The sequence below is a fragment of the Parafrankia elaeagni genome, from assembly GCF_000374165.1.
Classification (GTDB): domain Bacteria; phylum Actinomycetota; class Actinomycetes; order Frankiales; family Frankiaceae; genus Parafrankia; species Parafrankia elaeagni.
Genome location: NZ_KB893720.1, coordinates 41,028 through 66,666, shown reverse-complemented (window position 1 = coordinate 66,666; position 25,639 = coordinate 41,028). Strand labels below are relative to the sequence as shown.

General features: G+C 71.2%; 26 protein-coding genes. 20 read left to right on the top strand and 6 right to left on the bottom strand.

Features of this window, described 5'->3' with window-relative positions; all coding sequences use genetic code 11:
• Positions 1 to 106 precede the first annotated feature (106 nt).
• The 14 genes from nifE (at position 107) to fdxA (ending at position 12,959) form a co-directional block, all read left to right on the top strand.
• Positions 107 to 1,480 carry a nitrogenase iron-molybdenum cofactor biosynthesis protein NifE gene (gene nifE / locus B207_RS0113540; RefSeq protein WP_018637087.1) on the top strand — a complete coding sequence of 458 codons (1,374 nt, stop codon included), beginning with the start codon at positions 107 to 109 and terminating at the stop codon, positions 1,478 to 1,480.
• The gene (gene nifN / locus B207_RS0113535; RefSeq protein ID WP_035740611.1) at positions 1,480 to 2,955 is read left to right on the top strand and encodes a nitrogenase iron-molybdenum cofactor biosynthesis protein NifN; all 1,476 of its coding nucleotides are present in this window, start codon (positions 1,480 to 1,482) and stop codon (positions 2,953 to 2,955) included. The genes nifE and nifN overlap by 1 nt, the downstream gene beginning before the upstream one ends.
• Positions 2,949 to 3,410 carry a nitrogen fixation protein NifX gene (gene nifX / locus B207_RS0113530; protein ID WP_018637085.1) on the top strand — a complete coding sequence of 154 codons (462 nt, stop codon included), beginning with the start codon at positions 2,949 to 2,951 and terminating at the stop codon, positions 3,408 to 3,410. The genes nifN and nifX overlap by 7 nt, the downstream gene beginning before the upstream one ends.
• Positions 3,407 to 3,874, top strand: coding sequence for a NifX-associated nitrogen fixation protein (locus tag B207_RS0113525; RefSeq protein WP_018637084.1), 468 nt, complete (start codon positions 3,407 to 3,409; stop codon positions 3,872 to 3,874). Before nifX ends, B207_RS0113525 begins: the two co-directional genes overlap by 4 nt.
• On the top strand, positions 3,864 to 4,121 hold the full coding sequence (locus B207_RS0113520; RefSeq protein WP_018637083.1) for a CCE_0567 family metalloprotein: 258 nt from the start codon (positions 3,864 to 3,866) through the stop codon (positions 4,119 to 4,121). Before B207_RS0113525 ends, B207_RS0113520 begins: the two co-directional genes overlap by 11 nt.
• The gene (gene nifW, locus B207_RS0113515) at positions 4,118 to 4,495 is read left to right on the top strand and encodes a nitrogenase-stabilizing/protective protein NifW (protein WP_018637082.1); all 378 of its coding nucleotides are present in this window, start codon (positions 4,118 to 4,120) and stop codon (positions 4,493 to 4,495) included. The genes B207_RS0113520 and nifW overlap by 4 nt, the downstream gene beginning before the upstream one ends.
• The gene (locus B207_RS0113510) at positions 4,495 to 4,881 is read left to right on the top strand and encodes a nitrogen fixation protein NifZ (RefSeq protein WP_018637081.1); all 387 of its coding nucleotides are present in this window, start codon (positions 4,495 to 4,497) and stop codon (positions 4,879 to 4,881) included. The genes nifW and B207_RS0113510 overlap by 1 nt, the downstream gene beginning before the upstream one ends.
• Complete coding sequence (gene nifB, locus B207_RS0113505) at positions 4,878 to 6,716, top strand: nitrogenase cofactor biosynthesis protein NifB (RefSeq protein ID WP_018637080.1); 1,839 nt, start codon at positions 4,878 to 4,880, stop codon at positions 6,714 to 6,716. Before B207_RS0113510 ends, nifB begins: the two co-directional genes overlap by 4 nt.
• The gene (locus tag B207_RS0113500; RefSeq protein ID WP_018637079.1) at positions 6,713 to 7,333 is read left to right on the top strand and encodes an iron-sulfur cluster assembly accessory protein; all 621 of its coding nucleotides are present in this window, start codon (positions 6,713 to 6,715) and stop codon (positions 7,331 to 7,333) included. Before nifB ends, B207_RS0113500 begins: the two co-directional genes overlap by 4 nt.
• Positions 7,334 to 7,413: 80 nt before the next feature.
• Positions 7,414 to 8,226: a HesA/MoeB/ThiF family protein gene (locus tag B207_RS0113495; RefSeq protein ID WP_018637078.1), complete on the top strand. Its 813-nt coding sequence runs from the start codon at positions 7,414 to 7,416 to the stop codon at positions 8,224 to 8,226.
• The gene (locus tag B207_RS0113490) at positions 8,223 to 9,455 is read left to right on the top strand and encodes a cysteine desulfurase family protein (protein WP_018637077.1); all 1,233 of its coding nucleotides are present in this window, start codon (positions 8,223 to 8,225) and stop codon (positions 9,453 to 9,455) included. The genes B207_RS0113495 and B207_RS0113490 overlap by 4 nt, the downstream gene beginning before the upstream one ends.
• Positions 9,409 to 11,394, top strand: coding sequence for a 2-oxoacid:acceptor oxidoreductase subunit alpha (locus B207_RS0113485; RefSeq protein ID WP_018637076.1), 1,986 nt, complete (start codon positions 9,409 to 9,411; stop codon positions 11,392 to 11,394). Before B207_RS0113490 ends, B207_RS0113485 begins: the two co-directional genes overlap by 47 nt.
• Positions 11,391 to 12,422 carry a 2-oxoacid:ferredoxin oxidoreductase subunit beta gene (locus tag B207_RS0113480; protein WP_018637075.1) on the top strand — a complete coding sequence of 344 codons (1,032 nt, stop codon included), beginning with the start codon at positions 11,391 to 11,393 and terminating at the stop codon, positions 12,420 to 12,422. The genes B207_RS0113485 and B207_RS0113480 overlap by 4 nt, the downstream gene beginning before the upstream one ends.
• Before the next feature lie 198 nt (positions 12,423 to 12,620).
• Positions 12,621 to 12,959 (top strand): ferredoxin, encoded by a 339-nt coding sequence (gene fdxA, locus B207_RS0113475; protein ID WP_018637074.1) that lies wholly within the window; start codon positions 12,621 to 12,623, stop codon positions 12,957 to 12,959.
• Positions 12,960 to 13,153: 194 nt separating this feature from the next.
• On the opposite strand, the gene B207_RS0113470 is transcribed toward fdxA, so the two are convergent.
• Positions 13,154 to 13,531, bottom strand: coding sequence for a hypothetical protein (locus B207_RS0113470; protein WP_018637073.1), 378 nt, complete (start codon positions 13,529 to 13,531; stop codon positions 13,154 to 13,156).
• Between the two features lie 446 nt (positions 13,532 to 13,977).
• Between B207_RS0113470 and B207_RS0113465 the strand changes: the two genes are divergently transcribed.
• On the top strand, positions 13,978 to 15,027 hold the full coding sequence (locus B207_RS0113465; RefSeq protein WP_084692135.1) for a helix-turn-helix domain-containing protein: 1,050 nt from the start codon (positions 13,978 to 13,980) through the stop codon (positions 15,025 to 15,027).
• 74 nt (positions 15,028 to 15,101) lie between these two features.
• Positions 15,102 to 16,256 (top strand): hypothetical protein, encoded by a 1,155-nt coding sequence (locus tag B207_RS0113460; RefSeq protein ID WP_154675328.1) that lies wholly within the window; start codon positions 15,102 to 15,104, stop codon positions 16,254 to 16,256.
• A gap of 68 nt (positions 16,257 to 16,324) precedes the next feature.
• Here the strand turns inward: B207_RS0113460 and B207_RS0113455 are convergent, their stop codons facing one another.
• The 4 genes from B207_RS0113455 to B207_RS0113440 all read right to left on the bottom strand — a co-directional run bounded on the left by B207_RS0113455 (position 16,325) and on the right by B207_RS0113440 (position 19,782).
• Positions 16,325 to 16,822 carry a GNAT family N-acetyltransferase gene (locus tag B207_RS0113455; RefSeq protein ID WP_018637070.1) on the bottom strand — a complete coding sequence of 166 codons (498 nt, stop codon included), beginning with the start codon at positions 16,820 to 16,822 and terminating at the stop codon, positions 16,325 to 16,327.
• A 141-nt stretch (positions 16,823 to 16,963) separates the two neighbouring features.
• Complete coding sequence (locus B207_RS0113450; protein ID WP_018637069.1) at positions 16,964 to 18,430, bottom strand: glycoside hydrolase family 26 protein; 1,467 nt, start codon at positions 18,428 to 18,430, stop codon at positions 16,964 to 16,966.
• A gap of 159 nt (positions 18,431 to 18,589) precedes the next feature.
• On the bottom strand, positions 18,590 to 18,922 hold the full coding sequence (locus tag B207_RS0113445) for a DUF4286 family protein (protein WP_018637068.1): 333 nt from the start codon (positions 18,920 to 18,922) through the stop codon (positions 18,590 to 18,592).
• A 47-nt stretch (positions 18,923 to 18,969) separates the two neighbouring features.
• Positions 18,970 to 19,782, bottom strand: a complete 813-nt coding sequence (locus B207_RS0113440; RefSeq protein ID WP_026311025.1) for a FadR/GntR family transcriptional regulator — start codon at positions 19,780 to 19,782, stop codon at positions 18,970 to 18,972.
• Between the two features lie 93 nt (positions 19,783 to 19,875).
• On the opposite strand from B207_RS0113440, the gene B207_RS0113435 reads away from it, so the two are divergent.
• From B207_RS0113435 to B207_RS0113420, 4 genes are read left to right on the top strand one after another with little or no spacing between them, the layout of a single operon-like run.
• On the top strand, positions 19,876 to 21,033 hold the full coding sequence (locus B207_RS0113435) for an acyl-CoA dehydrogenase family protein (protein ID WP_195905287.1): 1,158 nt from the start codon (positions 19,876 to 19,878) through the stop codon (positions 21,031 to 21,033).
• Positions 21,030 to 22,124, top strand: coding sequence for an acyl-CoA dehydrogenase family protein (locus B207_RS0113430; RefSeq protein WP_018637065.1), 1,095 nt, complete (start codon positions 21,030 to 21,032; stop codon positions 22,122 to 22,124). The genes B207_RS0113435 and B207_RS0113430 overlap by 4 nt, the downstream gene beginning before the upstream one ends.
• Positions 22,121 to 23,335 carry an acyl-CoA dehydrogenase family protein gene (locus B207_RS0113425; RefSeq protein WP_018637064.1) on the top strand — a complete coding sequence of 405 codons (1,215 nt, stop codon included), beginning with the start codon at positions 22,121 to 22,123 and terminating at the stop codon, positions 23,333 to 23,335. Before B207_RS0113430 ends, B207_RS0113425 begins: the two co-directional genes overlap by 4 nt.
• Positions 23,332 to 24,429, top strand: a complete 1,098-nt coding sequence (locus B207_RS0113420; protein WP_018637063.1) for an acyl-CoA dehydrogenase family protein — start codon at positions 23,332 to 23,334, stop codon at positions 24,427 to 24,429. Before B207_RS0113425 ends, B207_RS0113420 begins: the two co-directional genes overlap by 4 nt.
• Positions 24,430 to 24,650: 221 nt before the next feature.
• Here B207_RS0113420 and B207_RS0113415 read toward each other — a convergent pair whose 3' ends face one another.
• Positions 24,651 to 25,316 (bottom strand): cutinase family protein, encoded by a 666-nt coding sequence (locus B207_RS0113415; RefSeq protein ID WP_026311024.1) that lies wholly within the window; start codon positions 25,314 to 25,316, stop codon positions 24,651 to 24,653.
• Between the last annotated feature and the right edge of the window lie 323 nt (positions 25,317 to 25,639).

Below are 25,639 nucleotides of genomic sequence, written 5' to 3'. Positions count from 1 at the left end.
CGCCCGTTGCCGGGCCGGGGCCCCAGCCGGCCGGCCACAACCTCCGGCGAACGGCCACTCACCCAGCTCACCGAGGGAACGCCCCTCCCCAAGCGGAGAGATCGCCATGGCCGCCACTGACCGCGCAACACTTTTCACCGAACCGGCCTGTGACCACAACCGCGACAAGTCCGCCAAGGAGCGCAAGGCAGGCTGCCCCAAGCCGACGCCTGGCGGTACCAGCGGAGGCTGCACCTTCGACGGCGCGCTGATCACCCTGGTTCCGATCGTGGACAGCGCCCACGTCGTGCACGGCCCGATCGCCTGCGCCGGAAACTCCTGGGACGGGCGGGGAAGCCTGTCGTCAGGACCCGACCTCTACCGGCGCGGTTTCACCAGCGACGTCGGCGAGCAGGACGTCATCTTCGGCGGCGAGCAGCGCCTGTTCGACACCATCATCGAGGCCGCCCGCCGGCACCGGCCGCAGGCCGTCTTCGTCTACTCGACCTGCGTCACCGCGATGATCGGCGACGATCTCGACGCGGTGTGCGCCGCGGCCGCCACCCACACCGGCGTGCCGGTCATCCCGGTGCACGCGCCGGGATTCGTCGGCAACAAGAACCTCGGCAACAAGCTCGCCGGGGAGGCCCTGCTCGAGCACGTCATCGGGACGGTCGAACCGCCCGACGTGACCGACCTGGACATCAACCTCGTCGGTGAGTACAACATCGCCGGCGAGCTGTGGGACGTCCTGCCCACGCTGTCGAAGCTGGGCCTGCGGGTCCGGGCCTGCATCAGCGGGGACGCGCGGTACGCCGACGTCGCCGCCGCCCACCGGGCCCGCGCGACGATGGTCGTCTGCTCCCGGGCCCTGCTCGGGCTCGCCCGCGGGCTGGAGGAGCAGTACGGCATCCCCTGGTTCGAGGGGAGCTTCTACGGCGTCCGGGCGATGAACGACACCCTGCGCCAGTTCGCGCAGGCGCTCGGCGGCGGCGAGCTCGCCGAGCGAGCCGAGGAGCTCATCGAGCTGGAGCAGACCGCCGTCGACCTGGCCCTGGAGCCCTACCGGGAGCGGCTCGCCGGCAAGCGCGCCGTCCTCTACACCGGCGGGGTCAAGAGCTGGTCGATCGTCTCCGCGCTGCAGGACCTGGGCGTCGAGGTCGTCGCGAACGGCATCACCAAGAGCTCCGACGGCGACGTCGAGAAGATCCAGGAGCTGCTCGGCCCGGAGGCGAAGATCGTCACCGAGGGCAGCCCGCGCGAGCTGCTGCGCATCGCCGAGGAGACCCGCGCGGACATCCTCGTCGCCGGGGGCCGCAACCAGTACACGGCGCTCAAGGGCCGGCTGCCCTTCCTCGACATCAACCAGGAGCGCCACATCCCCTACGCGGGCTACCGCGGTGCGGTGGAGCTGGCCCGGCGCCTCGACCTGGCCATCACCAACCCGGTGTGGGAGCAGGTCCGCGCGCCCGCGCCCTGGGACCCGGCGGGGGTGGCGTGATGGCCCGGGTCGTCACGACCACCCGGCGGGCCGGCCTGGACCCGCTGAAGTTCAGCCAGCCCCTCGGCGGCGCGCTCGTCTTCCTCGGCCTGGCCGGCGCGATGCCGGTGATGCACGGCTCCAAGGGCTGCGCCTCGTTCGCGAAGGCGTTGCTGACCCGGCACTTCAACGAGCCCATCCCGCTGCAGACCACCGGCATCACCGAGGTCACCGCGGTCCTGGGCAGCGGCGAGGAGCTCGTCGTGCACCTCGACGCGATCCGCGCCAAGCAGCGCCCCGAGATCATCGGGCTGCTGACCACCGGGGTCACCGAGGTCAGCGGCGAGGACGTCGCCGGCCAGATGCGCCAGTACATCGCGATGATGGAGCACACCACCCCCGAGGGCGCGCCGCTGATCGTGCGGGTGTCGACCCCCGACTTCATCGGCGGCCTGTCCGACGGCTGGTCGGCGGCCCTGCGGGCGCTGGTCAGCGCGGTCCCGTTCGACGGGCCCGACGCGGACGACGCCAGGCACGGCAGCGGCAGCGGCCGCGGTAGCGGTAGCGGCCGCGGTGAGGACACGGTCGCGGTGCTCGTCGGCCCGTCGCTGACGGCGGCGGACCTCGACGAGCTCGGCGCCCTGATCCGCGGGTTCGGGCTGGCCCCGGTACTCGTGCCGGATCTGTCCGGCTCGCTCGACGGGCACCTCGCGCCGTCCTGGCAGCCGACGACGACCGGCGGCACGGGCCTGGCAGCGCTGCGCCGCCTCGACCGTGCCGGGCTGGTGATCACCGTCGGGGCCACCGCGGCCGAGGCCGGCGTCGACCTGGCTGCCCGCACCGACGCCGATCTCGTGCACTTCGACCACCTCAGCGGGCTGCGGGCGGTGGACGCCCTCGTCACCGAGCTGATGGCCCGGTCGGGGCGCGGGCCCAGCCACGAGGTGCGCCGGGCCCGCGCCCGGCTCGCCGACGGGCTGCTCGACAGCCACTTCGGCCTCGGCGGGGCCCGGATCGCGCTGGCGATGGAGCCGGAGGCCCTGGTCGCCGTCGGCTCCCTGCTGCACGACGTGGGTGCCGAGATCGTCGCGGCCGTCTCCCCGACGGACGCCCCCGTCCTGGCCACGGCACCCTGGGACGAGATCGTCATCGGCGATCTGACCGACCTCGAGGAACGTGCCGTGGACGGCGGCGCGGAGCTGCTCATCGGGTCCAGCCACGTGCGGGCCGTCGCCGACCGCATCGGCGCCCCGCACCTGCCCGTCGGTTTCCCGATCTACGACCGGCTGGGCGCCACCCTGCGCACGACCGCCGGGTACGCCGGCAGCCTGCGGCTCCTCGTGGACGCCGCGAACCGGCTGCTCGACCACCACCACGACGCGGACCACCGCATGGACCCGCACCGGGACCACCACGCTGGGCGCCGAGACGTCAGCCAGCACCGGATCGACCCGTTCGACGAGCTCGACGTTCTGTGCCAGGAGCCCTCATGTTGAAGATCGCCTTCGCGACCGGTGACGGCAGCGCCGTCGACCAGCACTTCGGCTGGTGCCGCCGGTTCGACGTGTACGAGGTCGGCCCCGAGGGCTACCGCCTGTTCGAGACCAGGGAGCTCGGCCCCGCGGAGGACGACGAGGAGGACAAGATCGCCTCGCGGCTCGCGGCCGTCACCGACTGCGCGATCCTCAACGTCTCCGACATCGGCGGGACCGCGGCGGCGAAGGTCATCAAGGCCCGCATCCACCCGATGAAGGTCCCCAAGGGCACCCCGATCGACGGCCTGCTCACCAAGTTCGTCGACGTGCTCGCCGGCAGCCCGCCACCGTGGCTGCGCAAGATCCTGCGGGCGCACGTCCCGCAGGAAGTTCCCGTCTGGACCCCGGTCTCCTCCGGGCCGTCCCCGTCGGATTCGGCCACGTCGACCTCGACGACCATGGGAGGAACGGCATGACCGCACCGGCAGACGCGGCAGGCGCAAAGGCCGAGGGGTTCCTGCGGGACCTCGTCGACCAGCTCCGCGCCGGCGACACCTACGGCAACCTCGACCGGCTCCCCGACGAGGCCCTGCTCAGCCCGTTCGTCCTGACCAGGGAGCAGCGGCGCCAGATCGCCATCGCCTGCGACATCGACGCGCTGGTCGAGGGGCGGGTGCGGTCCTTCTACCAGGCGGTCGCCGCCTCGATCGAGAAGGCGACCGGCGCCGTCACGACGACCGTTCTCGACCTCAACCACGAGGGCTTCGGGCGGGTGGTCATCTTCGCCGGCCGGCTCGTGGTGCTCTCCGACGTCCTACGGGACGTCCAGCGCTTCGGGTTCAACACCCTGGAGGACCTCGGCGCCCGCGGCGAGGCCTTCGTCACCGCCGCCGTCAAGCACGTCGACCAGTGGAAGGAGGTCGCCCGCGATGACTCCTGAGACGAGCACCGGAACCGACGCGGCCGCCGTGCGGACCCGGCTGCGCAAGCTGAACAGCAAGGCATCCCAGCTCAAGCTCGACCTGCACGACCTTTCCGAGGAACTGCCGCTCGGCTGGGAGAACATCCTCGACCTCGCCCGCCGGACCTACGACGCCTACGCCGAGATCGCGCTGCTGGAAGGCGAACTGCGCGCCAGCACCGGGAACGGGTCGCCGAACGGCGCGACGAAGGGGGCGGGGCAGTGACCACCTCAGCCAGCCAGCTCGCCGAGTTCCGCCGCTGCTCGACCGCCGAGCAGTACTTCGAACTGCTCGACGTCGACTACGACCCGCGGGTGGTGGCCGTGAACCGGCTGCACATCCTGCGCTACTTCGCCGACGAGATCGCCACCCTGCACGGCGATGCGGCCGGGTCGCCGGAGCCGGAGGAGCTGCTGCGCGACTACCGGGCGGCGCTCATCCGCGCCTACGACGCCTTCACGACGGCGACGGCCCTGGACCACCGGCTGTTCAAGGTCCTCAAGGACCGCGCGCCGGAGCCCACCGCCTTCGTCCCGATGTCCGCGATCACGATCGAGCACTCCGCAGCCGCGGGACCAGATGGGAAGGAGCAGAGCTGATGAGGTCCGCCTTCGATGTCGGAGATGTTGTCGCGACCACCAAGGCGCTGCGCCAGGACGGGACCTTCCCGGACCCGGACATCGCCACCGGCCAGATCCTGGTCGAGCCGGGGACCCGCGGCGAGGTCATCAACGTCGGTCTCTACCTGCAGGAGCACGTCGTCTACGCCGTCGCGTTCGAGAACGGGAGGGTCGTCGGCGCCCTCGAGCGCGAGCTCGAGGCCGCGCCCCGGGACCCCCGCGCATCCTCGTCCGGCGGCGCTGACGCCCATGACCGGGACGGTGAGCCCCGCCACGGGGAAGCCGTCCACGCCACGAGTTCCGCGGCTGACAGCAGCGCCGCCGTGACCAGCGGGACCACCGATGAGGAGGAGGGGCTGTCGTGACCAGCGAGCCCGTCGCGCTCCCGGTGCTGTCCACCGCGCCGGCGGCGCCTGTGCCCAGCCAGTCCGCCGCGTCCGCCGCCCCGGCGGCACTGGGAGGCGGCTGCGCGTCGAAGACGAGCTGCGGCAGCAGCGCTCCGGCGACCGACCCGGAGATCGCCGAGAAGATCGCCAACCACCCCTGTTACAGCGCCGAGGCACACCAGTTCTACGCCCGGATGCACGTCGCGGTGGCGCCCGGCTGCAACATCCAGTGCAACTACTGCAACCGCAAGTACGACTGCGCGAACGAGAGCCGGCCCGGCGTCACCAGCGACCTGCTGACCCCCGAGGACGCTCTCGCCAAGGTCAAGCTGGTCGCCAGCGAGATCAAGCAGATGAGCGTGCTCGGCATCGCCGGCCCGGGCGACCCGCTGGCCAACCCGAAGCGCACCTTCCGCACCCTGGAACTGGTCGCGCGGGACTGCCCGGACATCAAGCTGTGCCTGTCGACGAACGGGCTCACCCTGCCTGACCACGTCGACCGCATCGCCGACCTGAACGTCGACCACGTCACGATCACGATCAACATGATCGACCCCGAGGTCGGCGAGCGGATCTACCCCTGGGTCGCCTACAAGGGCAAGAAGTACACCGGGCGGGAGGCGTCGAAGATCCTCTCCGAGCGCCAGCTCGAGGGGCTCGCGATGCTCGCCGAGCGCAAGATCCTCGCCAAGGTCAACTCGGTGCTGATCCCCGGGGTCAACGACGAGCACCTCGTCGAGGTCTCGCAGACCGTCCGCGGGCTCGGCGCCTTCCTGCACAACGTGATGCCGCTGGTCTCGGCGCCGGAGCACGGCACCGTCTTCGGTCTGGCCGGCCAGCGCGGCCCCACCGCCCAGGAGCTCAAGGCCCTGCAGGACAGCTGCGCGGGTGTCGACGGCGCCGACATGAACATGATGCGGCACTGCCGGCAGTGCCGGGCCGACGCGGTCGGCATGCTGGGCGAGGACCGCGGCGACGAGTTCACCCCGGACACCTACCAGGGCCGCGAGATCGCCTACGACCTCGCCGGCCGGCAGGCCGTGCACGCCGAGATCGAGCGGTCGCGCGCGGAGAACCGCACCGAGCGCGAGACGCTGCGCATCACCGACAGCGGCCCGAAGCCGGACGACACCGTCCTGGTCGCCGTCGCCACCAAGGGCAGCGGCGTGGTGAACCAGCACTTCGGGCACGCCAGCGAGTTCTGGATCTACGAGGCCGGGCGCAACTGGGCCAGCCTCGTCCAGACCCGCGACGTCCAGCGCTACTGCGAGGGCCCGTCCGAATGCGGTGACGGCGCCTCGGTGCTCGACAAGACCATCGCGATGCTCTCCGACTGTGCCGCAGTCCTGTGCAGCAAGATCGGCCCGGGTCCGTACGACGCGCTGGCGGACGCCGGCATCGAACCGATCGAGGTCTACGAACTGATCGAGACGGCTGTTGCCGCGGCCGGCGCCCGCATCACGGCGGCGCGTACCGCGGCCGCCCCCACAGACGGCTCCGGCGACGCCGGTACTTCCCCGACCGACGTCGCCGCTGAGCTGGACCTTGAGGTTCGCGGTGGCGAGCTGGTCGACGTCGACCTGCTCGACCCGGACCTGATGGACGAGGACCCGTTCGCGTTCGCGGTCCACGTCCGGCCCGGCGCCGGCTCCTGCTCCGGAGCTGGCGCCGGGAAGGGAGGCCGGGACGGTGGCTGCTCCGGCCATGGTGCCGAGCACGCCAGCGGCTCCCGTACCGACGGCTGCCGCACCGACAGCTCTCGCACCGACAGCGCCCACACCGACGGCGCCGACCTGGAGGTAGCCCGGTCATGACCCTCGCCCCGAGCACCATCGAACTGACCGAGCGGGCCCGCCAGCAGGTGCGCTCCCTGATCGGCGGCAGCTCCGAGACGGCCGGCTTCGGCCTGCGGGTCGGGGTGAACCCGGGCGGGTGCTCCGGCTTCACCTACGCCCTGGCGCTGACGCCGAGCGCGGAGAGCGACGACATCGTCATCAACGAGGACGGCTTCGACGTCTTCATCCACAACTCGATGATCGGTCACCTCCGTGGCCTGCGGATCGACTACGTGGAGTCGCTGACCTCCTCCGGCTTCACCTTCACCAACCCGAACGCCTCCAGCTCCTGTGGCTGCGGCAACAGCTTCGGGACGCCGGACGAGCCCGAGCGGGCCGAGGCCGACGCGCAGCTGCGCGCGCAGGTCGAGGACGTCATCACCGAGATCCGGCCGTTCCTGCAGGGCGACGGCGGCGACGTGCAGGTCGTCACCGTGCTCGCCGGCAACGGGCAGCCCGGCACCGCCGAGGTGCACATCCGCCTCACCGGCGCCTGCAACGGGTGCTCCAGCGCCTCGGCCACCGTCACCGCGGTGATCGAGAAGCGGATCAAGGAGAACCTGCCGGAGATCGGGCGCGTCGCCCTCGTCTCCTGACCTCCCGCGACCAGATCGCCCCGACTGACCGACTGACCGACCACACCACGCCAGCACAGGGAGCCTTCATGGAAAGCGGCATGATCGTCACCCCGTGCGATGTCCGGCCCGCGCCCGCCCCCGCGGCGCGGCTGGGCCGCTACAACCGCCAGCTCGGGATACCGGGCTTCGGCCCGGCCGCCCAGGAGCGGTTGCGCCGCGCGACCGTGCTGGTGGCGGGGATCGGTGGTGTCGGCGGGGCGGCGGCGACCTACCTCGCCGCCGCCGGGGTCGGTCGGCTGGTCCTGGTCCATCCGGGCCCGCTGGAGGAGCCCGACCTCAACCGGCAGACCCTCATGCGGCCCGAGTGGATCGGCGGCTCCCGGGTGGCCTGCGCGGAGCAGACTCTGCGCGCGCACCACCCGGGCGTCGAGATCGTCACCTTCGACCGCGAGCTGGCCGAGCTCCCCGAGCTCGGCCAGCTCGTCGGCGAGGCGGACGTCGTGGTGGACGCCCGCCACAACTTCCCCGACCGCTACCGGCTCAACGACCTCTGCGTGGCGACGCGGACCCCGGCGGTCATCGCCGCGATGAACGCCACCGAGGGCAACCTGCTCGTCGTCGAGCCGGGGACACCCTGCCTGCGCTGTGTGTTCACCGAGGGCGACCCGTCCTGGGAGCCCCTGGGGTTCACGGTTCTCGGAGCCGTCTCCGGCCTGGCGGGCTGCCTCGCCGCGACCGAGGCGATCAAAATCATCGCTCGGTTCGGCGAGCCGGCCAGCGGCCGGCTGCTGCAGTACGACCTCTGGGACATGGACTTCCAGTCGCTGCGGGTGCGGCGCGACCCCGCCTGCCCGACCTGCGCCGAGCACACCGGTGCCGGTGCCGGTGCCGGTGCCGAGGAGTCCACATGATCTACCTCGACCACAACGCGACCACCCCGGTAGACCCGCGCGTGGTCGAGGTCATGCTTCCGCTGTTCACCGACCAGTTCGCCAACCCGGCCAGCAGGCACGGGCCGGGCCAGGAGGTCACCCGGATCGTCGAGCGCGCCCGGCGGGAGGTCGCCACCCTCGCCGGTGCGCGTGCCCGCGACGTCGTGTTCACCTCCGGAGCCACTGAGGCGGCGAACCTGGCGATCGGCGGGGCGCTCGCCGCCGCCGGACCCGACCGGCACCGCGTGCTCGTCGGCGCGACCGAGCACCCCGCGGTGCTCGGCGCCGCCGACGCCGCCGCGGCGGCCGCGGCCGGGCCCGGCACCCGCGCCGAGCGGATCGCCGTCCACTCCGACGGCACCATCGACGTCGACGACCTGCGCCGCCTGCTCGGTCCCGACGTCGCGCTCGTGGCGGTGATGGCGGCCAACAACGAGACCGGGGCCGTGAACGACCTGCGGCCCCTGGTCGAACCCGTGCACTCCGCCGGCGCGCTGCTGTTCAGCGACGTCACCCAGGCCCTGGGGCGGATCCCGGTCAGCCTCGAGCGGACAGGCGTCGATGTGGCCGTCGCGTCCGCCCACAAGCTGTACGGCCCCAAGGGCGTCGGCGCGCTGGTCGCGTCGGGGGACGCCTGGGCGCGCATCGCGCCGCGGGCGCACGGGGGAGGGCAGGAACGCGGCCGACGGGCCGGCACCCTCAACACCGCCGGGATCGCCGGCTTCGGCGCGGCCGCCCGCATCGCGGCCGCATCGATGACGGACGACGGCAGGCGCCAGCGCACGCTGGTGGCGCAGCTGACCGAGCTGCTCGTCGAGCGGCTCGGCCGCGGCGCCGTCGAACTGAACGGCCCGGTGCGGGCCAGGCTGCCGAACACCGTCAACCTCCGCTTCGTCGGCGCGGGTGCCGACGACGTCCAGGCCTGCCTTCCGCAGGTCGCGGTCTCGGCCGGCTCGGCCTGCAGCGGCGGCGGGGATGTTCCGTCCCACGTCCTGCTGGCCATGGGCCGAACCGCGGCCGAGGCCAGGGAGAGCCTGCGCTTCAGCCTGGGCCGCGCCACGACACCCGAGGAGATCCGCACCGCCGCGGACCAGGTGGCCCGCGCTGTCCAGCGCGTCCGCTCCCTTACCCAGAGCACCCCCATCCAAGACGAGGTTCGCGATGACAACCGAGCTCGAACAGCCCGACCCGCGGGTACGCCGGCTTAAGGGAGTCGTCATCCGGTTCGCCGGTGACTCCGGCGACGGCATGCAGCTCACCGGTGACCGTTTCGGTGCGCAGGCCGCCGAGGCCGGCAACGACGTGGCGACCCTGCCCGACTTCCCCGCCGAGATCCGGGCGCCAGCAGGCACCGTCGGCGGTGTGTCCAGCTACCAGCTGCACGTCGCCGACCACGACATCACCACCCCCGGTGACCAGCCCGACGTCCTCGTCGCCATGAACCCGGCGGCGCTGAAGGCGACGCTGAAGGACCTGCGGCCCGGCGGCGTGCTGCTCGTCGACTCCGGCGCGTTCAACGTGCGCTCGCTGGAGAAGGCCGGCTACGACTCCGACCCGCTGACCGACGGCTCGCTGACCAACTACATCGTGCACGCGGTCGACCTCACCGGGCTCGCCGTCGGTGCCACCGACGGTCTGGGCCTGAAGCGCAAGGACGCCGCCCGCACGAAGAACATGTTCGCGCTCGGCCTGGTGTCCTGGATGTTCAACCAGCCGGTCGAGAGCACGATCGCCTACCTGGAGAAGCGTTTCGCGAAGAAGCCGCCGGAGATCCTCGCCGGCAACCTCGCGGCGCTGCGCGCGGGCGTGGACTACGGCGACACCACCGAGGCGTTCGCCGTCTCCTACGAGGTGAAGCCCGCCGCGCTGCCCCCGGGCAACTACCGGCACATGCGTGGCAACCGGGCCATCGCGTTCGGCCTCGTCGCCGCCGCGCACCAGGCCGGGATGCCGCTGTTCCTCGGCGCCTACCCGATCACCCCCGCCACCGACGTCCTGCACGAGCTGAGCAAGCTCATCTCGCACGACGTCCGCTCCTACCAGGCGGAGGACGAGATCGCGGCGATCGGCGCGGCGATCGGCGGCTCGTTCGCCGGCATGCTCGGCGTCACCGTCACCTCCGGCCCGGGCATGGCGCTCAAGGGCGAGGCGATCGGCCTGGCGATCTCGCTGGAGCTGCCGCTGGTCATCGTCAACGTGCAGCGCGGTGGCCCGTCCACCGGTCTGCCGACCAAGACCGAGCAGTCCGACCTGCTGCAGGCCCTCTACGGGCGGCACGGCGAGGCCCCGCTGCCGGTACTCGCCGCGCAGAGCCCGGCGGACTGCTTCAACGCGGCCTTCGAGGCCGCGAAGATCGCGCTGGAGCGGCGGACCCCGGTCGTGCTGCTCTCCGACTCCTACATCGCCAACGGCAGCGAGCCGTGGCAGGTGCCGAACGTCGCCGAGCTGCCCGAGATCGGCATCGAGTTCGCGACCGCGCCGAACGCGGTCGGCAAGGACGGCAAGCCCGCGTTCCACCCGTACAAGCGTGACCCGCGCACCCTCGCTCGTCCGCTGGCCATCCCCGGCACCCCCGGTCTGGAACACCGCATCGGTGGTCTGGAGAAGGCCGACGGCAGCGGCGAGATCTCGCACGACGCCGACAACCACGACCTGATGGTCCGCACCCGCCAGAACAAGGTGGACGGCATCGACGTCCCGCTGCTGGAGGTCGACGACCCGAGCGGGCCGCCCGGATCCGGCGCGAAGCTGCTCGTCATCGGCTGGGGCTCCACCTACGGGCCGATCGGCGCGGCCTGCCGGCTCGTCCGCGACCAGGGGCTGGCCATCGCCCAGGCGCACCTGCGCTACCTCAACCCGCTGCCGGCCAACCTCGCGTCGGTCCTGGCCGCCTACGACACCGTGCTCGTCCCGGAGATGAACCTCGGGCAGCTCGGCGGCCTGCTGCGGATGCACTGCCAGGTCGAGCCGGTCGGCTACACCCAGACCCGCGGCCTGCCCTTCCGGGCGGTCGAGCTGGCGGCGGTGTTCACCCGGCTCGTCGACGGCACCGGCGTCGGCACCGAGCTCACCACGGAAGACATCAAGGCCATCGGCGGCTCCGGCGAAGTCGGCCGCAGCGAGCTCGGATCGGAGGGCGACAAGTGACCAGCCCCGACGCGACAGGAAAGCAGCTCACCGCCAAGGAGTTCTCGGCGGGCGAGGCCCGCTGGTGCCCCGGATGCGGCGACCACGCGATCCTCAACAACATGCGCAACCTGATGCCGACCCTCGGCATCCCGCGCGAGAACTTCGTGGTGATCTCCGGTATCGGCTGCTCCTCCCGGCTGCCGTACTACCTGGACACCTACGGCATGCACTCGATCCACGGCCGGGCGCCGTCCATCGCGACCGGTGTGTCGATCAACCGCCCCGACCTGTCCGTCTGGGTGGTCACCGGTGACGGTGACGCGCTGTCGATCGGTGGAAACCACCTGATCCACGCGCTGCGCCGCAACGTGAACCTCAAGATCCTGCTGTTCAACAACCAGATCTACGGTCTGACCAAGGGCCAGTTCTCGCCGGCGACCAAGCCCGGCACGGTCACCCCGTCCAGCCCGTTCGGCTCGCTCGACCACTCCTTCAACCCGCTCGCGCTGGCCCTCGGCGCCGAGGCGAGCTTCGTCGCCCGCACCGTCGACACCGACCGCAAGCACATGATGGAGATCCTCGCCGCGGCCGCCGCCCACAACGGCTCCGCGCTGGTGGAGATCCGGCAGAACTGCCCGACCTTCAGCCACACGGAGAAGCCCGCGGCGGGCGACACGTCGGTGCCGTCGCCGGCCGACGGCCCGATCCGCCTGGAGGCGGGCGCGCCGATCCTGTTCGGCGCCGACAGCCAGTGGGCGATCCTGCGCGACGCCGAGAGCGGCGACCTGAAGTTCGGCCGCTCGACGGAGAAGGGCATCGTCGTGCACAACCCGCGCTCGACCAGCCCGACCTACGCCTACGCGCTGGCCCGGATCGCCGACACCGACCCGGAGCTCGCGCCGATCGGCGTGTACCGCGCGGTGGAGCGGCCGAGCTTCGACGACCAGTACCAGGACCGGCTCGCCGACGCCCGCGCGGGCGGGCGCGGCGACCTGCAGGAACTGCTCTCCGGCAATGACTCCTGGACGGTGCCGGCCCGGGCCTGACCCGGACCCGCGCAAGGCTGACCAGGCTGACCAGCGCTCCGGCCGGTGCACCGTCGCGCCGGCCGGAGCGGCCAGCGGTCAGGCAGTCAGGCCAGGGCTGTCAACCCGGGCCAGGGCAGTTGCACGAACCGCAGGCAAACGAGATCCTCCCGGGTCCGCAGCGTCGGACCCGGACCTCAGACGGGAAGAAGAACTCCGATGCCCTACGTCGTCACGTCACCCTGCATTGACGTCAAAGACACCGGCTGCCTCGACGAGTGCCCGGTCGACGCCATCTACGAAGGTGGCCGGAAGCTCTACATCAACCCCAACGAGTGCACCGAGTGCGGCGCCTGCGCCTCGGCCTGCCCGATCGGCGCCATCATGCTCGACCTCGAGGTTCCCAAGGCCGAGCGGCCCTTCGTGAAGAGCGAGAAGGAGTTCTTCTCCAAGGTGCTGCCGGGCCGCGACGAGCCGCTCGGCGACCCCGGCGGCGCCAAGACCGTCGGCAAGGTCGGCGTCGACACCCCGTTCGTCGCGGAGTACGAAGCCTCCTGAGCAGCCCCGCCGGCCAGACCTTCTGCAACCGCGCAGGTCCGGATCCGGGGTGGCGTCGCCGCGCCGGCCTGAGCCGCGTGGCACTTTCGAGGCCGCACGGGCCACCGGCTGATGATCGAGAGCCACGCAGACTCCCGGTGATCACCGGTGGCCCGCCCCGTAGGACGTGCCCGGTCACCGACGGTTGCTGATCGTCAGTGGACCACGCGGCCGACATCTGGCCACGCGCCAGACGCGGCTGACCCCGCCTCCAACATGGTGCCCCGCTTCGGGGGAACCTGTGGGACGCCGTCATCCGACGAGCGCACGAGCCCGACCACGAGCACCACGATCGCCACGAGGCACCCGGTGAGAATCCACTTGAGGCGCATGAGGCCCGCGAACATTCTCAGTGGGGCCTGCAGGTCCGACCGAGCCCGCGGGTATGACTGACCCTGCAGCCTCGACAGGGCCCGCCGCACCATCCAGATGACGACGGCGGCCACGACGAGGCCGGCGAGCAGACTGGATCTGGCCGTGTGACCAGTGCCCGCGTTGTTTGCCGCGACGTACGACGCGGTTAGACTTGGCATAGCTGGGGCTTCCTCCTTCATGCACACATGAGGACGGATTCTGGGTTTCCAGCGAGCAGACACTCCCGGATCGCCGCCAAACGATCTCCGGGGGTGTCTGTCTTTGGTCCGGCTCCCGGGGCGGTGGCCGGGCCTCGGCTGCAGCCGGGCTGATGCGGTCACCGCCGAAGCACTCTCGGGTGATCATCCGACCATCTTCGATCCCCTTCGCAAGAGTTCAGTGTAAATTTTAAAGTTTCAATCCCTTCTCTAGGGGAGACCTGACTTCAGTCTAAGACTCTAACGACTGCATACCAACGGTTTCCGTGACTTCAAACCACGCCCACTCGCCGACGCGCCCACCCTCTCCCTCGCTTCTGGTCGCAGCTGCTAGGCTTCTGCTAGCTTCAGGGAAGTCTCGCTATTTCAGTGAAGTTTGCTGAACGCTGGTGAAGAGGGTGGGGTGGGTGGCGGCGCAGCCCAACAGGGCACTGGCTCGGAGACTTCGCCGGTTGCGGCAGGAGACATGGCCCAGGGCGCGCCTCACGCAGGCCGCAGTCGCCCAGGCGCTGGGTGTCTCAACCGCGACGATCTCCTCGGACGAGAACCTGGCCACCTCGGTTCCCCTCGAACGCCTGACGGCATACGCCGCCTTCTACGCAGTCGAGCGATCCATCGCTGGGCCGGTACCGTGCCTGTTCGACGAGAGCGAGCTCCTGCCGGCGGAGCTGGAAGCGCGTGACGCGCTGTTTGGCGAGCTGTCCGAGTTCCGGTCGACCTCCCCGCCGGAGGAGGACCCCGGCGTGCCCGAAATACGGCCAGCAAGGCGAACCTGGCTGTTCGGCCGGAACGAGCCGGTCCGGCTCGTCTGCGGAGAAATTCCGAGAGAGCAGCAGTCAGAGCTCGCCGGGTCTCTTCACCTGAACCACACCGAACTACTTTCCTACGCGGACGTGGACGCGTTGGTCGAGCTGTTCGGTCATATTCGCGCGGAGAACCCGTCCGCGGATGTCCGCTTCCTGAAGTCCGCGAACATCGTGCCGGACGACCTGTCTGCCCATCTTGTGCTGCTCGGCGGTCTTGGCTGGAACCAGGCAACCGACTGGTTCATCCAGGAGGCCGGATTCCCGGTCGAACAGGTCGAGGATCCGGAGTTTCCGGACGGTGAGATATTCCAGACCAAGGAGGGGGAGAACTGCTGCAAGTACTTTCCGCGCTGGTCCGACGACCCGGCCCTGGGCCTGGTCGAGGACGTGGGGCTGCTGATCAGGGCTCGTAATCCCTACAACGGGAACCGAACGCTGACCATTTGTAACGGCGTCTATGCCAAGGGTGTGCTCGGCGCGGTGCGGTGCCTCACTGACTCGGCCCTGCGTGAGCGGAACGAGCAGTACCTTGCCAGGCGTTTCGGTAACGCTCCGGGGTTCGGGCTCCTGTTACGCGTTCCGATCTTCAAGGGTCGGGCGCTCACCCCCGACCTGACCAATGCCAGAACAACCCTTTTTGAATGGTCTTGAGAGGACCTGATCCTGTGTCCGAAGACATCGGCCCCGCGCCAGCGAAGGGCCGGTCCGACAGCAGTTGTCCCGCGATGGTGCACCATTCGTCGCACCGCGGGCTGCTTGCGTGGTGCGGTCCAGGCACGGGCGCCCCGCTGGATGCCATAGTCGTCTCCGCCGCGCGTCCGGCCTACAACCTCATCACTGCGATGGAGCTGGCCGCGTCTGTCGACGCATACCTCGTGCTGCTGTGCAGCGGCCGGGCGCACGCGGACGAGGTCTCCGGGCTTGCCCGCGAGGTGCCTGGGCTACGTGCGTTGGTGGTCGATCTTTCGGACCGCAATGCACGCGAGCCGGGCCTGGCTTCCCTCAGGCTCGGGACCTCGCGGTTCACCGAAGCCCAGACTGGTCACCTCGGAGATCTCAGCCTCAAGCGCAACCTGGGCCTTCTGCTGGGTCGTGGCGCCGGCTGGCATTCGCTGCTGTTCCTCGACGACGACATGCGGGATGTCCGGCCGCGGCTCGCCCTGCGGGCAGCCGCCGGTCTTGATCGGTACGACGCGGTGGGGATGTTCACCCGAGACTTCCCGGACAACTCCGTGGTCTGCCACGCCAATCGCGTGACCGGTGGCCCGCAGGACGTCTTCGTCAGCGGCTCCGCCCTGGTCGTCAACCCACAGCGGGACCTCGGCTTCTTTCCCCAGGTCTACAACGAGGACTGGCTGTTCATGTTCGACGTCTTGGCGCGGGGCCGGCTGGCCGCCACCGGATGCGTCCGACAGTTGCGTTACGATCCGTTCGCCAGGCCGGAGCGCGCGGCCGCGGAGGAGTTCGGTGACCTCCTCGCCGAAGGCCTCATGGCGCTCCTTCAGGCCGGTGAAGGCATCGCCGCCGCCAACGCCAGTTTCTGGGCCGATTTTCTCCTGCTACGCAAGGAGTTCATCGCATCGGCCGCGGAACGCGCTGATTCTTCGTCCCATCCGCAGCGAACCGCTATGCTGCACTCCCTCGGCCGAGCCGAGGAGGCGCGGGCCTGCCTCAGCCCCGTACAGCTGGACCGCTTCATCCGGCTCTGGAGATCGGATCTCGACGCCTGGTCGCAATATCGATCGACGATCGCCGGCGGATCGTTGGAGGACGTCGCTGCCGCACTGGGACTGTTCGCCTTCTCGACCAGCATCGAGCCCGGGTCGGTGAACGAGACCGTGCTGCCTCCCGTCGAACAGGAGCAGGTGGGCATCTGCTGACATGGCCCGCCATACTCCTCACAGCTGAAGGCGCACCGTACACCGCGACGGGGCGAGGCCGGGGCCTCCTACGCGGACGGGACTCTCCTGACCATTCTTTCTTCCTTCCTCTGAGCGTCTCCCGGAAAGGGAGCGACCAGGCCCGTAGGTGTGAAGCCAAGGTGTTGGTAGATGGCGCGAGCCTTGAGGTTGTCAAGAGAAACCCAAAGGGATATCAGGGGGGTTCCCTCCTTGCGTGCCCATGCTTCGACGGCGTCGAACAGCATGCGCGAGATTCCCTTTCCACGCCAGTTCGGTGCGACCCAGAGCCCCGAGAGGTGTCGCTCACGTGGGCCCTGTTCGGTGCCGGCTACAACCCCTACGTCGACGGTTTCCGACCGGGCGAGGAACCATGTGCTCCGCTGTATCTGGTGGCGCCAGTCCGCCTCTGCGAAGGCGGTTTCGAGCTCCAACGACGATGCGAAGGCGTGGGGCGCCTCGCGCAGGGCCTTCAGTCGCACCTCGCGGAGCAGCTTCCAGTCGTCCTGGCTGAGGACAAGGATGGTCGGCTGACTGTTGCTCACCATTCCTACACTCGCAGAAACCCCGTCATCGTTCCTCCGATACGACGTCGGTGGAAGCCAGGGCAAGCTCGCGCAAGGTCCTGCCGTCCGGACATTTGTCGTGGTTGTCGCCCGGCGAGGCCGGGGGTGGGGCTCCTCTGCGGATCAGGCGCCAGCGGCGGTGGTCGTGGCGGTGGCGGTGGCGCCGAACAGTTCGAGGTAGCGCTGAGCGGCGTTGGGGTGCAGGGGCGGGTTGATGAGCGAGGAGCGGACGTTCGTCGCCTCGGCCGCGTTGAAGTAGGCCTCGTAGGCGAGGATGTCGCGGTTGCGCTCGAACAGGTCGTGCATCTTCTCGATGTAGAGCGGGTTGTCGCCGCCGCCGTGCCGGTCCGCCCGGACCAGGCCCCATTCGGGCACGGCGAACTGCTTGCCGTGCGCCCGCGCGAACGCGGCCACCGTGCACGTGCCCGACGGGACGACGCACTGCTGCTCGAAGAGCTCCGGTGTCAGTGAGGGAGGGTACGAGTCGTAGGTGTCGCTGCTCACGATGTCGACGAACTCGTCGCCGGGGTAGGCCGCCCACACGTCGTCGCCGTTGGGCATCCGGTCCCGGTGTGCGCTCACGTTGAACTCGATGCGAACCCCGGGGGCTGTCGAGCGGATCGCGGTCGCCGCGTGCTGGAAGCAGGTCTTCCAGGTGGCGGTGTCGCGGGGGTACCACCAGAACCAGTTGCCGTTGTACTCCCAGCCCAGGCGCACGATCGCGCCGGGCCGCCCGTTGCGGGTCAGGGTCTGTCCGAACGCGGCCCAGTGCTGGTCGTAGTGGCCCCGGGCGCAGGTGCGCTCGTCGCCTGACTTCGGGAACAGCGGCTGGGCGACGGAGAGCTGGCCCGCGTACACCTCCGGCCGGTAGTCCGCGAAGGGCCAGTCGGAGTAGGCGATGTGCTCCCAGCTGTTCCGGACGGTGAAGACCGTCGCGACGTCGGTCGGCCGCCCCGTCCACGCCTCCCACGCCCGGATGTCCAGCGGCGGGTTCGCGTTTGTTCCCGTCGGCCACCGGACGCCCGGTGCCGCCGGGCCCGGTGGGGTCGGCTCGGGCGCGGCGGGCTGCCCGGCCGGGCCCGGCACCGGCCCGGTGTCCGGACGCGGGCCTGCCGTCGACGGCTTCGGCGCCTGCGGCGGGCCGTCGTCGCTGGCCAGGGCGACCAGACCGAGCACCCCGAGGAGGACGACCATCCCGGCGGCCGCCGCGCCGATGATGGACCGGCGGCGGCGCCGGCGCGGACGGGTCGGCCTGGTCGCTCCGCGGTGGGTCCCGCGCCGGCGCCCCTTCCGCCGGCCGCTCCCGGAGCCCTCGCCGGTCTCCGCACCGGGCTTCGCGCCGTCCTGCGGCCCGGTGCCGGGCTCCGGCTCGTCGCCCGTCCCGGTCGCTGCCCCGCCGCCGGTGCTGCCCGCGTCCGCCTCCGGCGGGGCGTCGTCGGACTCCATGGCAGGCATCGGCAGTGGCAACGTCGCCGCCGGTCCCTCCCAGCCCGAGCCCGAGCCCGAGGCCAGGCCGCCGGGAGCCGTGGCATCGGCCGCGCTGTCGTGGGCACGGGGCGCATCCGCCTCGTCCGTGCTGCTTCCTGCCACCGCCGTGCTACCTGCTTCGTGCCGCTGCACGTATGTCCCCCATCGAGCACCCGCCGGTGGTCACCGGCCCATCTTTCCAACCTCCTTACGGGCGTACCCGGGCGGACACCCGGCCTTCCGCCCACTCTTGGGCCTCTGGCCAGGACTCTTACCGGGACCTCAGTCGATCAGTTCGTAGAAGGCCAGTGCCGGTGGCGGGTCGGTCTGGACGGAGTCGCTCTCCCGCACTCTTCCGTCGGCCGACCGGGCGGCCATCTCCGCCAGGGGCACCTCGAGATCGTCGGCCTCGATCTCATAGACGGCCAGGTACTCCCGGGCCGAGGGCCTGGCCGTGATCTGCCCGGCGTCGCGGATCCGGTACCGGCGGGCGGAGACGATCCCTGGAATCGCCCGGATGTCGGGCATGTGCTCCTCGGAGTACCACCGGTTGTACTCGTCCTCCCGCTCGGGCGAGACCGGACGTGTCTGCACGACAAGGATGCCCTTCGGCACGTGGAACCTCCCTGGTGTCGCGGGCCCCCAGCCGCCTGGCGGCGGGCTCAGACCCGCCACAGCGGGTTGGGGATGGCGCCCGTGTGGCCCGTCCGCGCGTGGGTGATGGTGACCACGCTGTCGTCGAACAGGTCCAGGAGATACGCCTGTGAGGCGGCGAGATGGGCGCGGGCGACCCGCTCGGCGGCGGCGGCGCGCCCGGCGGCGATCTCGGTGAGGATGCGGCGGTGGGTCCGCACGACCTGCTCGGCCTCGACCTGGTCGGGGTACTCGCCCCGGCTCGCGGCCGTGTCGGCCCAGGCCCGTTCCTGCGCGGACCACAGCGCGACCAGGCTGCCGACGATGTGGCGGATCGTCGCGTTGGGCGTCAGCGCGACGACGAGCTCGTGGAACTCGCGGGCGGCATGGGTGAAGGGCCCACCGGTGCCGACGAGCCGGGCGGTGGCATCGATGTTCGCCCGCAGCGCCGGGACGATGCGTTCCTGGCGGTCGGGGGCGAGGGCGCACTGGGCGGCGCACTGCGGTTCGAAGGTCTGCAGGCCGACCGCGAGATCGCCGAGGGTGACCCGCCCGGCCTGCAACGCGAGCCCGAGGTGGTACGCGGCGGACGACTCGTCGGGTCGGTGCACCTCGGCGCCGCCGACCTTGCCGCGGCGCACGGTGACGAGGCCTTCGGTCTCGAGGATCCGGATGGCCTCGCGGATGGACGGGTAGCTGACGCCGAACTCCTGGACGAGCTGGTCCTGGGTCGGCAGCTGGTACTCGTCGGAGCCGTCACCGGAGAGGATGCGCCCGCGCAGTGTGGACGCGACGGTCTCGGCGATGCGGACCTGCGAGACTCGTCCCTGGCGGGTCGGCACCTTGGGCACCCTGTGAGCATACCCCTTCTTATCTTTATAAGTATTGAAGGTCGAAGCGTTTCGGACTACTGTCTGCCGTCCATGGAGTACGACATGGGCGAGGGAGTGGAGACACTCCGGCGCGATCTGCGCGAGCTGGTCCACAAGCATGTGCCGCCGGACTTCCTCGGCGCGTTCACCGACGATCCGGCTGACCTCGAGGTCGCCCAGAGCTTCTCCCGGACCCTCGCCGAGCTGGGCCTGCTGTGCATGGCCTGGCCCACCGAGTTCGGCGGCCGCGGTGCGACGCTGTGGGAACAGACGGTCGTCCGCGAGGAGATGTGGGCACACCACGAGCCGCGTGGCGCCCAGTACATGGGCGTCAACTGGGTCGGCCCGGCGATCATGCGGCACGGCACGGCCGAGCAGCAGCAGCGCCACCTGCCGCCGATCGCGCGCGGTGAGGTGATCTGGTGCCAGGGCTTCAGCGAGCCGGAATCCGGCTCCGACCTCGCCTCGCTGCGCACCACCGCCCATCCGGACGAGGAGTCCGGCGGCTGGCGGGTCAGCGGCCAGAAGGTCTGGACGTCCTACGCGACCATGGCGCAGTGGTGCTTCCTGCTGGCCCGCACCTCCCGGGAGAAGCGGCGGCAGCACGGGCTGACGGTGTTCCTGGTGCCGATGTCCGACCCGGCGATCGAGGTCCGCCCGATCCCCAGCATGCTCGGCCCGCACCACCTCAACGAGGTCTTCTTCGACGAGCTGCGGGTGACCGAGGCGGACGTCCTCGGCACCGTCGGCGAGGGCTGGGCGATCGTCCAGGAGGTTCTCGCCTTCGAGCGGGTGGGCATCGCCCGCTACGCCCGGGTCGAGCGCCTGCTCCAGGCCGCGCCGGCCGCGCTGGGCGCCGAGTGGGACGCGCTGCCGGAGGAGCTGCGCAGCCGCTGGGCCCGGATGCTCGTCCACGCCCGGCGGGCCCGCCTGCTCGCCTACCGCGTGGTCTCGCTGCAGGCCGGTGGACGGATCAGACCGGACGACTCCGCGGCCTACCGGATCGCGGTGACCCGACTGGACCAGGAGAGCGCGGAGGTGCTCATGGACATCGTCGCCGGCGCGTCGCTGCCCGGGGAGGAAGGCCGGCGGTTCCGCCGTGCCGTGGAGGACCACCGGCGTTACTCGGTGTCCGCCACCGTGGCCTCGGGCAGCGTCGAGATGCAGCGGATCCTCATGTCGCGCTCGCTGTTGGCGCCGTCTCCTCGGGTGGCGTCGTGAACACCGAGCTGAGCGAGGAGGCCGCCGAGTACGGCCGGACGGCCCTGCGCGCCTTCGAGGCGGCCGGCGGCGACCAGATCGTCCAGGACGCGGAGCGTGAGCCGGCCCGGCGGGCCGACCTCGTGGAGCCGGTCCTGGCCGAGCTCGGTGCCTGGGATCTCGACCCGCGCGGGGGCGCCGACGAACTCGAGGCGGTGGCCGCGCTGTGCCGGGTCGCCGGCTGGTGGGCGCTGCCCTACCCGGTCGCCGAACGGCTCGCCCGCCCCGCCGACGGCTCCACCGACGGCTCCACCGACGGCCTCGTCGTCATCGCGGGCACCGGACAAGGCGGCGCGGGCGGCGTGGGCGGCGCTGCCGGCGCGGGCGACGCCCGCGATGCGGCCGATGCTGGCGATGCGGGCCTCGTCGGGTACGGCCCGGCTGCGCCCGTCGCCGGTCTCGGGCGGCGGTGGTCGACGGTGACCTTCGACGGGGGCCGCGGCGTCGCCACCGCCGCGCCGCCGACGACGACCCCCCGCTACGGCGCCTTCGTCACCGGGCTGGTCGAGGACCCGGCGCTCGTCCCGAACCAGGAGCCCCGGGGCGGCGACGGGCTCGCCGACCTGGCACTCGGCCTGGTGCTGCCGTGCTGGACCCTGCTCGGCATGCTCGACCGGGCGATCGACCTGACCCGCGCCCATGTCCTCGCGCGCGAGCAGTTCGGCCAGCCCCTCGCGCGGTTCCAGGGAGTGCAGTTCCAGCTGACCGACGCCGAGGTGGAACGGCTCGGGGTCGAGGAGTTGGCGAAGTACGCCCTGTGGGCCGTCGCCACCGGGCGCGGCGAGGCCGTCGACGACGCGCTCGCGCTGCGCCTCGCCATCCTCGAAGCCGCTGACCAGGTGTTCCGGGTCGCGCATCAGCTTCACGGCGCGATGGGCTTCTGCGACGAGACCACGCTGTCGTGGATCTCGCGGTACAGCCAGCCGATCCGGCGCCTGCCGCTGGGTCTGTCCGCCACCCGCGACGAGCTCACCCGTCGGATCGGCCGGGCGGGCCTGGCCGGGCCCTTCGCCCCGCGCCGCGAGCCGGACCTGGAGGTGCAGCCGCTGTGACGAGCCCCGTGATCTCCACTGCGGACCTGGCGGAGTTCCGGGCCGAGGTGCGGCGCTGGTGCCGTGCCGAGGTGCCGTCCGACTGGCGGCGCACGCAGGCCGGTGCGTCCGACGACGAGTTCGTCCGCTTCCAGCAGGAGTGGTTCCAGCGTCTGCGCACGGCGGGTTTCGCCGTCCCGCACTGGCCCGCCGAGTGGGGCGGCGGGATGCCGGTCGCCCAGCAGGTGGTGCTGTACCAGGAGCTGGCGGCGCACGACGCACCCCGGCTCGTCCTCGGCTTCGTCTCGATCCACCACGCGGCGTCGACGCTGCTCGCGGCGGGGACGGACGAGCAGCGGCGCCGGCACCTGCCCGCCATCCTCGACGGAGAGATCTGGGTGCAGGGCTTCTCCGAGCCCGAGGCCGGCTCCGACCTGGCCAGCCTGCGCACCACCGCGCGCCGCGAGGGCGACGGGTTCGTCGTCGACGGGCAGAAGCTGTGGGCCAGCGGTGCCGCGCACGCCGACTGGTGCCTGCTGCTCGCCCGGACCGACCCGGCAGCGCCCAAGCGGCGGGGGATCTCCTACTTCCTGATGGACATGCGCACGCCCGGCATCGACGTCCGGCCGGTGCGTAACGCGGCGGGCGAGTCGCACTTCTGCGAGATCTTCCTCAACGGCGTGGTGATCCCGGCCGAGAACCTGGTCGGCCCGGTCGACCAGGGCTGGCAGGTGGCCCAGTCGACGCTGAGCGCCGAACGTGGGATGACCATGCTGGAACTGGCCGAGCGCCTCGGCAACGCCGGCTTCCGGTGGCTGGTGGAGACCTGCCGCACGCCGGGGCCCGGCGGCGGGCGTCCCGTCGACGACCCGCGGGTGCTGGACCGGCTGGCGGAGCTCGACACCGAGATCGCCGGCCTGCGGGCGCTGTGCCGCGGCCTGGTCGAGCGGCACGAGGCGGGCACCGCCGGCCCGGTGGAGGCCTCGGTGGTGAAGCTGTACTACAGCGAACTGCTGCAACGGACGATGGACTTCGCCGTCGAGGTGGCCGGGCTGCCCGCCCACGCCGAGCTGCGCAAGCCCGCGTCCAGCGGCTGGGAGTCGGGAGCGTGGGTGCTGGACTTCATCGGATCGTGGGAGTGGACGATCCCCGGCGGGACGAGCGAGATCCAGCGGACCATCATCGGTGAGCGCGGCCTCGGTCTGCCGCGGGAGCCGGTGGTGTCGTCATGAGCGCCGGACCTGACGAGACGGCCGAGCTGCACCGGGAGCTGCGCGCCGTGGCCCGGGACCTGCTGCGCCGCAACGCCGCCAAGGCCGGCCCCGACCAGACGTACGCCACGGTCGACTGGTCGCTGCTCGCCGACACCGGCTGGCTCGGGCTGGAGGCCCCGGAGGAGCTCGACGGCGCGGGCGTGACCTTCGCCGAGGTCGCGGTCGTCCTGCACGAGCTGGGCCGGGCCGCGGCGAGCACCCCCTACCTGGGCTCGGCTGTGCTCGGTGTCGGCGCACTGCGCCTGCTCGAGGCCGGGCCGGGGCGGGACGAGCTGCTGCGCGCGGCCGCCGTGGGAAGCCAGCGCCTCGCGGTCGCGCTGCCCACGGGCGATGACGACACGGCCGCCTTCCGGCTCGACGCGCACCGGGCGAGCGGCCAGGCCGACTTCGTGCCGGACGCGGCCGGCGCCGACCAGGTCCTGCTGCTCGCCGTCGATCCGGACGGGCTGCCGGTGGTGGTGCGGGTCCGTCCGGGCGACCCGGGTGTCACCGTCACCGACCGGCCCGTCCTGGACGAGACCCGCGGCCTCGGCACCGTGGTCGTCGACGGCGCCCCGGTCGACCCCGCCTCGGTGTGGCGGTTCGGCGGTGACGACCCGGCGGCGGCCGCCCGGCGGCTGCGTGACCGAGCCGCGCTGGCGATGGCCTGCGACGGCCTCGGCCTGGCGGAGGCGATGCTCGAGACCACTGTCGAGTACGCGGGGACCCGTCGGCAGTTCGGACGTCCCATCGGCTCGTTCCAGGCGGTGAAGCACGCCTGCGCCGACATGTTCGTCCAGATAGCGGTCGGTCGGGAGCTGCTCGGCGAGGCGGTGCGGTCGGTGGCGGCCGACGACCCCGACGCCGGTGTCGCCGTGTCGCGGGCGAAGTCGTACGTCTGCGCCGCCGCCGTCGACATCGTGGGCGCGGCGATGCAGCTGCACGGTGGCATCGGCTACACCTGGGAGGGCGGGGTCCACGTCTACCTGAAACGGGCGCTGCTGAACCGGTCGCTGTTCGGCGCGCCGGCGGCGCACCGCGCCCGGCTCGGTGCGAGGTTCTCCGCCCCCTGAGCGCCCTGACCGCCCGCATTACGGCCGGTCAGGGGGACGCCCCCGAGTGACCTGTGGCACAGCCCGAAGCAACACGTCCAGGTCAATAAACGGCCAATATGCGAAATGAACTGACTACGGAAACTAATCGCAGACGGCGGGGCCGGCCCGCGAACCGAATCCCGGTGCAGGGATTCGGTTCGGGACCGGCCCCGAACTGACCGACCTGATTACCGTGGATGTCAGCCGAGCGCGCGCACCTTCGAGACGGCGAAGGAGGCACCGTTGGCCGTGCTGCCGTCGAATCCGTAAGTGAGATGTGCGAAGACGTTGAATCCGCCGGCGCAGACGGGGTCACCCAGGTTGCAGAACTCCTTGGCCTTCGGGCCGTAGAGCGGGCTCGCCGTGGTGATTTTCTGGCCGAACAGCGCGAGCGGGTTACCGAAGACGACGACCGCGGCGACCCGCGGCGCGAGCTCGGTCGGGATGGTCTCGCCCGAACCGAGGAAGGTCCGGATGCCGATCGAGATGTCGGTGACGCTGGCGCCCTGCGAGTAGCCACCCAGCACGAACTTGGTGTTCGGGCAGGAGGCGGCCACCGAGCGGACGTGCCGGGTCATGTCGGTGGCGCCAGCACCGTCGGACGTCTGGGCGATGTCAGCCGCGTAGTTCACCGCGTAGGAGCTGACCGTCTTCCCGGTGAGCCCCTGCTTCACGGAGTTGACGAACGGGGTGCCGGTGATTCCAAGGCCCGGGAGTTCGCCACTGCCGCGGGCAAAAACCACATCGACATCGGAACAGGTCGCCGCGGATACGGGGCTGGCCGTGATTCCGGCACCCAGTGTGCCGGCGACAGCAGTCAGGAAGACCGCCACAGCGCGCTGTTTCCAGGAACGGGCAAGCCTCATGTGCGTGAGTCTCCTTGCGGGGTTGCTCGGCCTTGCACAGCGGCAACCCCAGTCATCCCCCCCATTGGAATGACCTTGCATGGCAAAAAGTATCGTCCGCCCTGTGGGGGTTCAACACCGCCCCCCGGCGGTCCCCCCAAAGGTGCCGGTATTGCTACCGAGAGGTGGTCGCACCCCGGTGCGTGGGGATGGCTTCCCGCCAGTGTTCGCCGCGCACCGGCGTGGGATAACTCCGCGGCGCCACGAGGTAGCAACTGGTGAATGACGTCGACGGAATGTCGACGGGATGAGGACGCCCGGCGCAAAGTGCCTGATCACGTGCC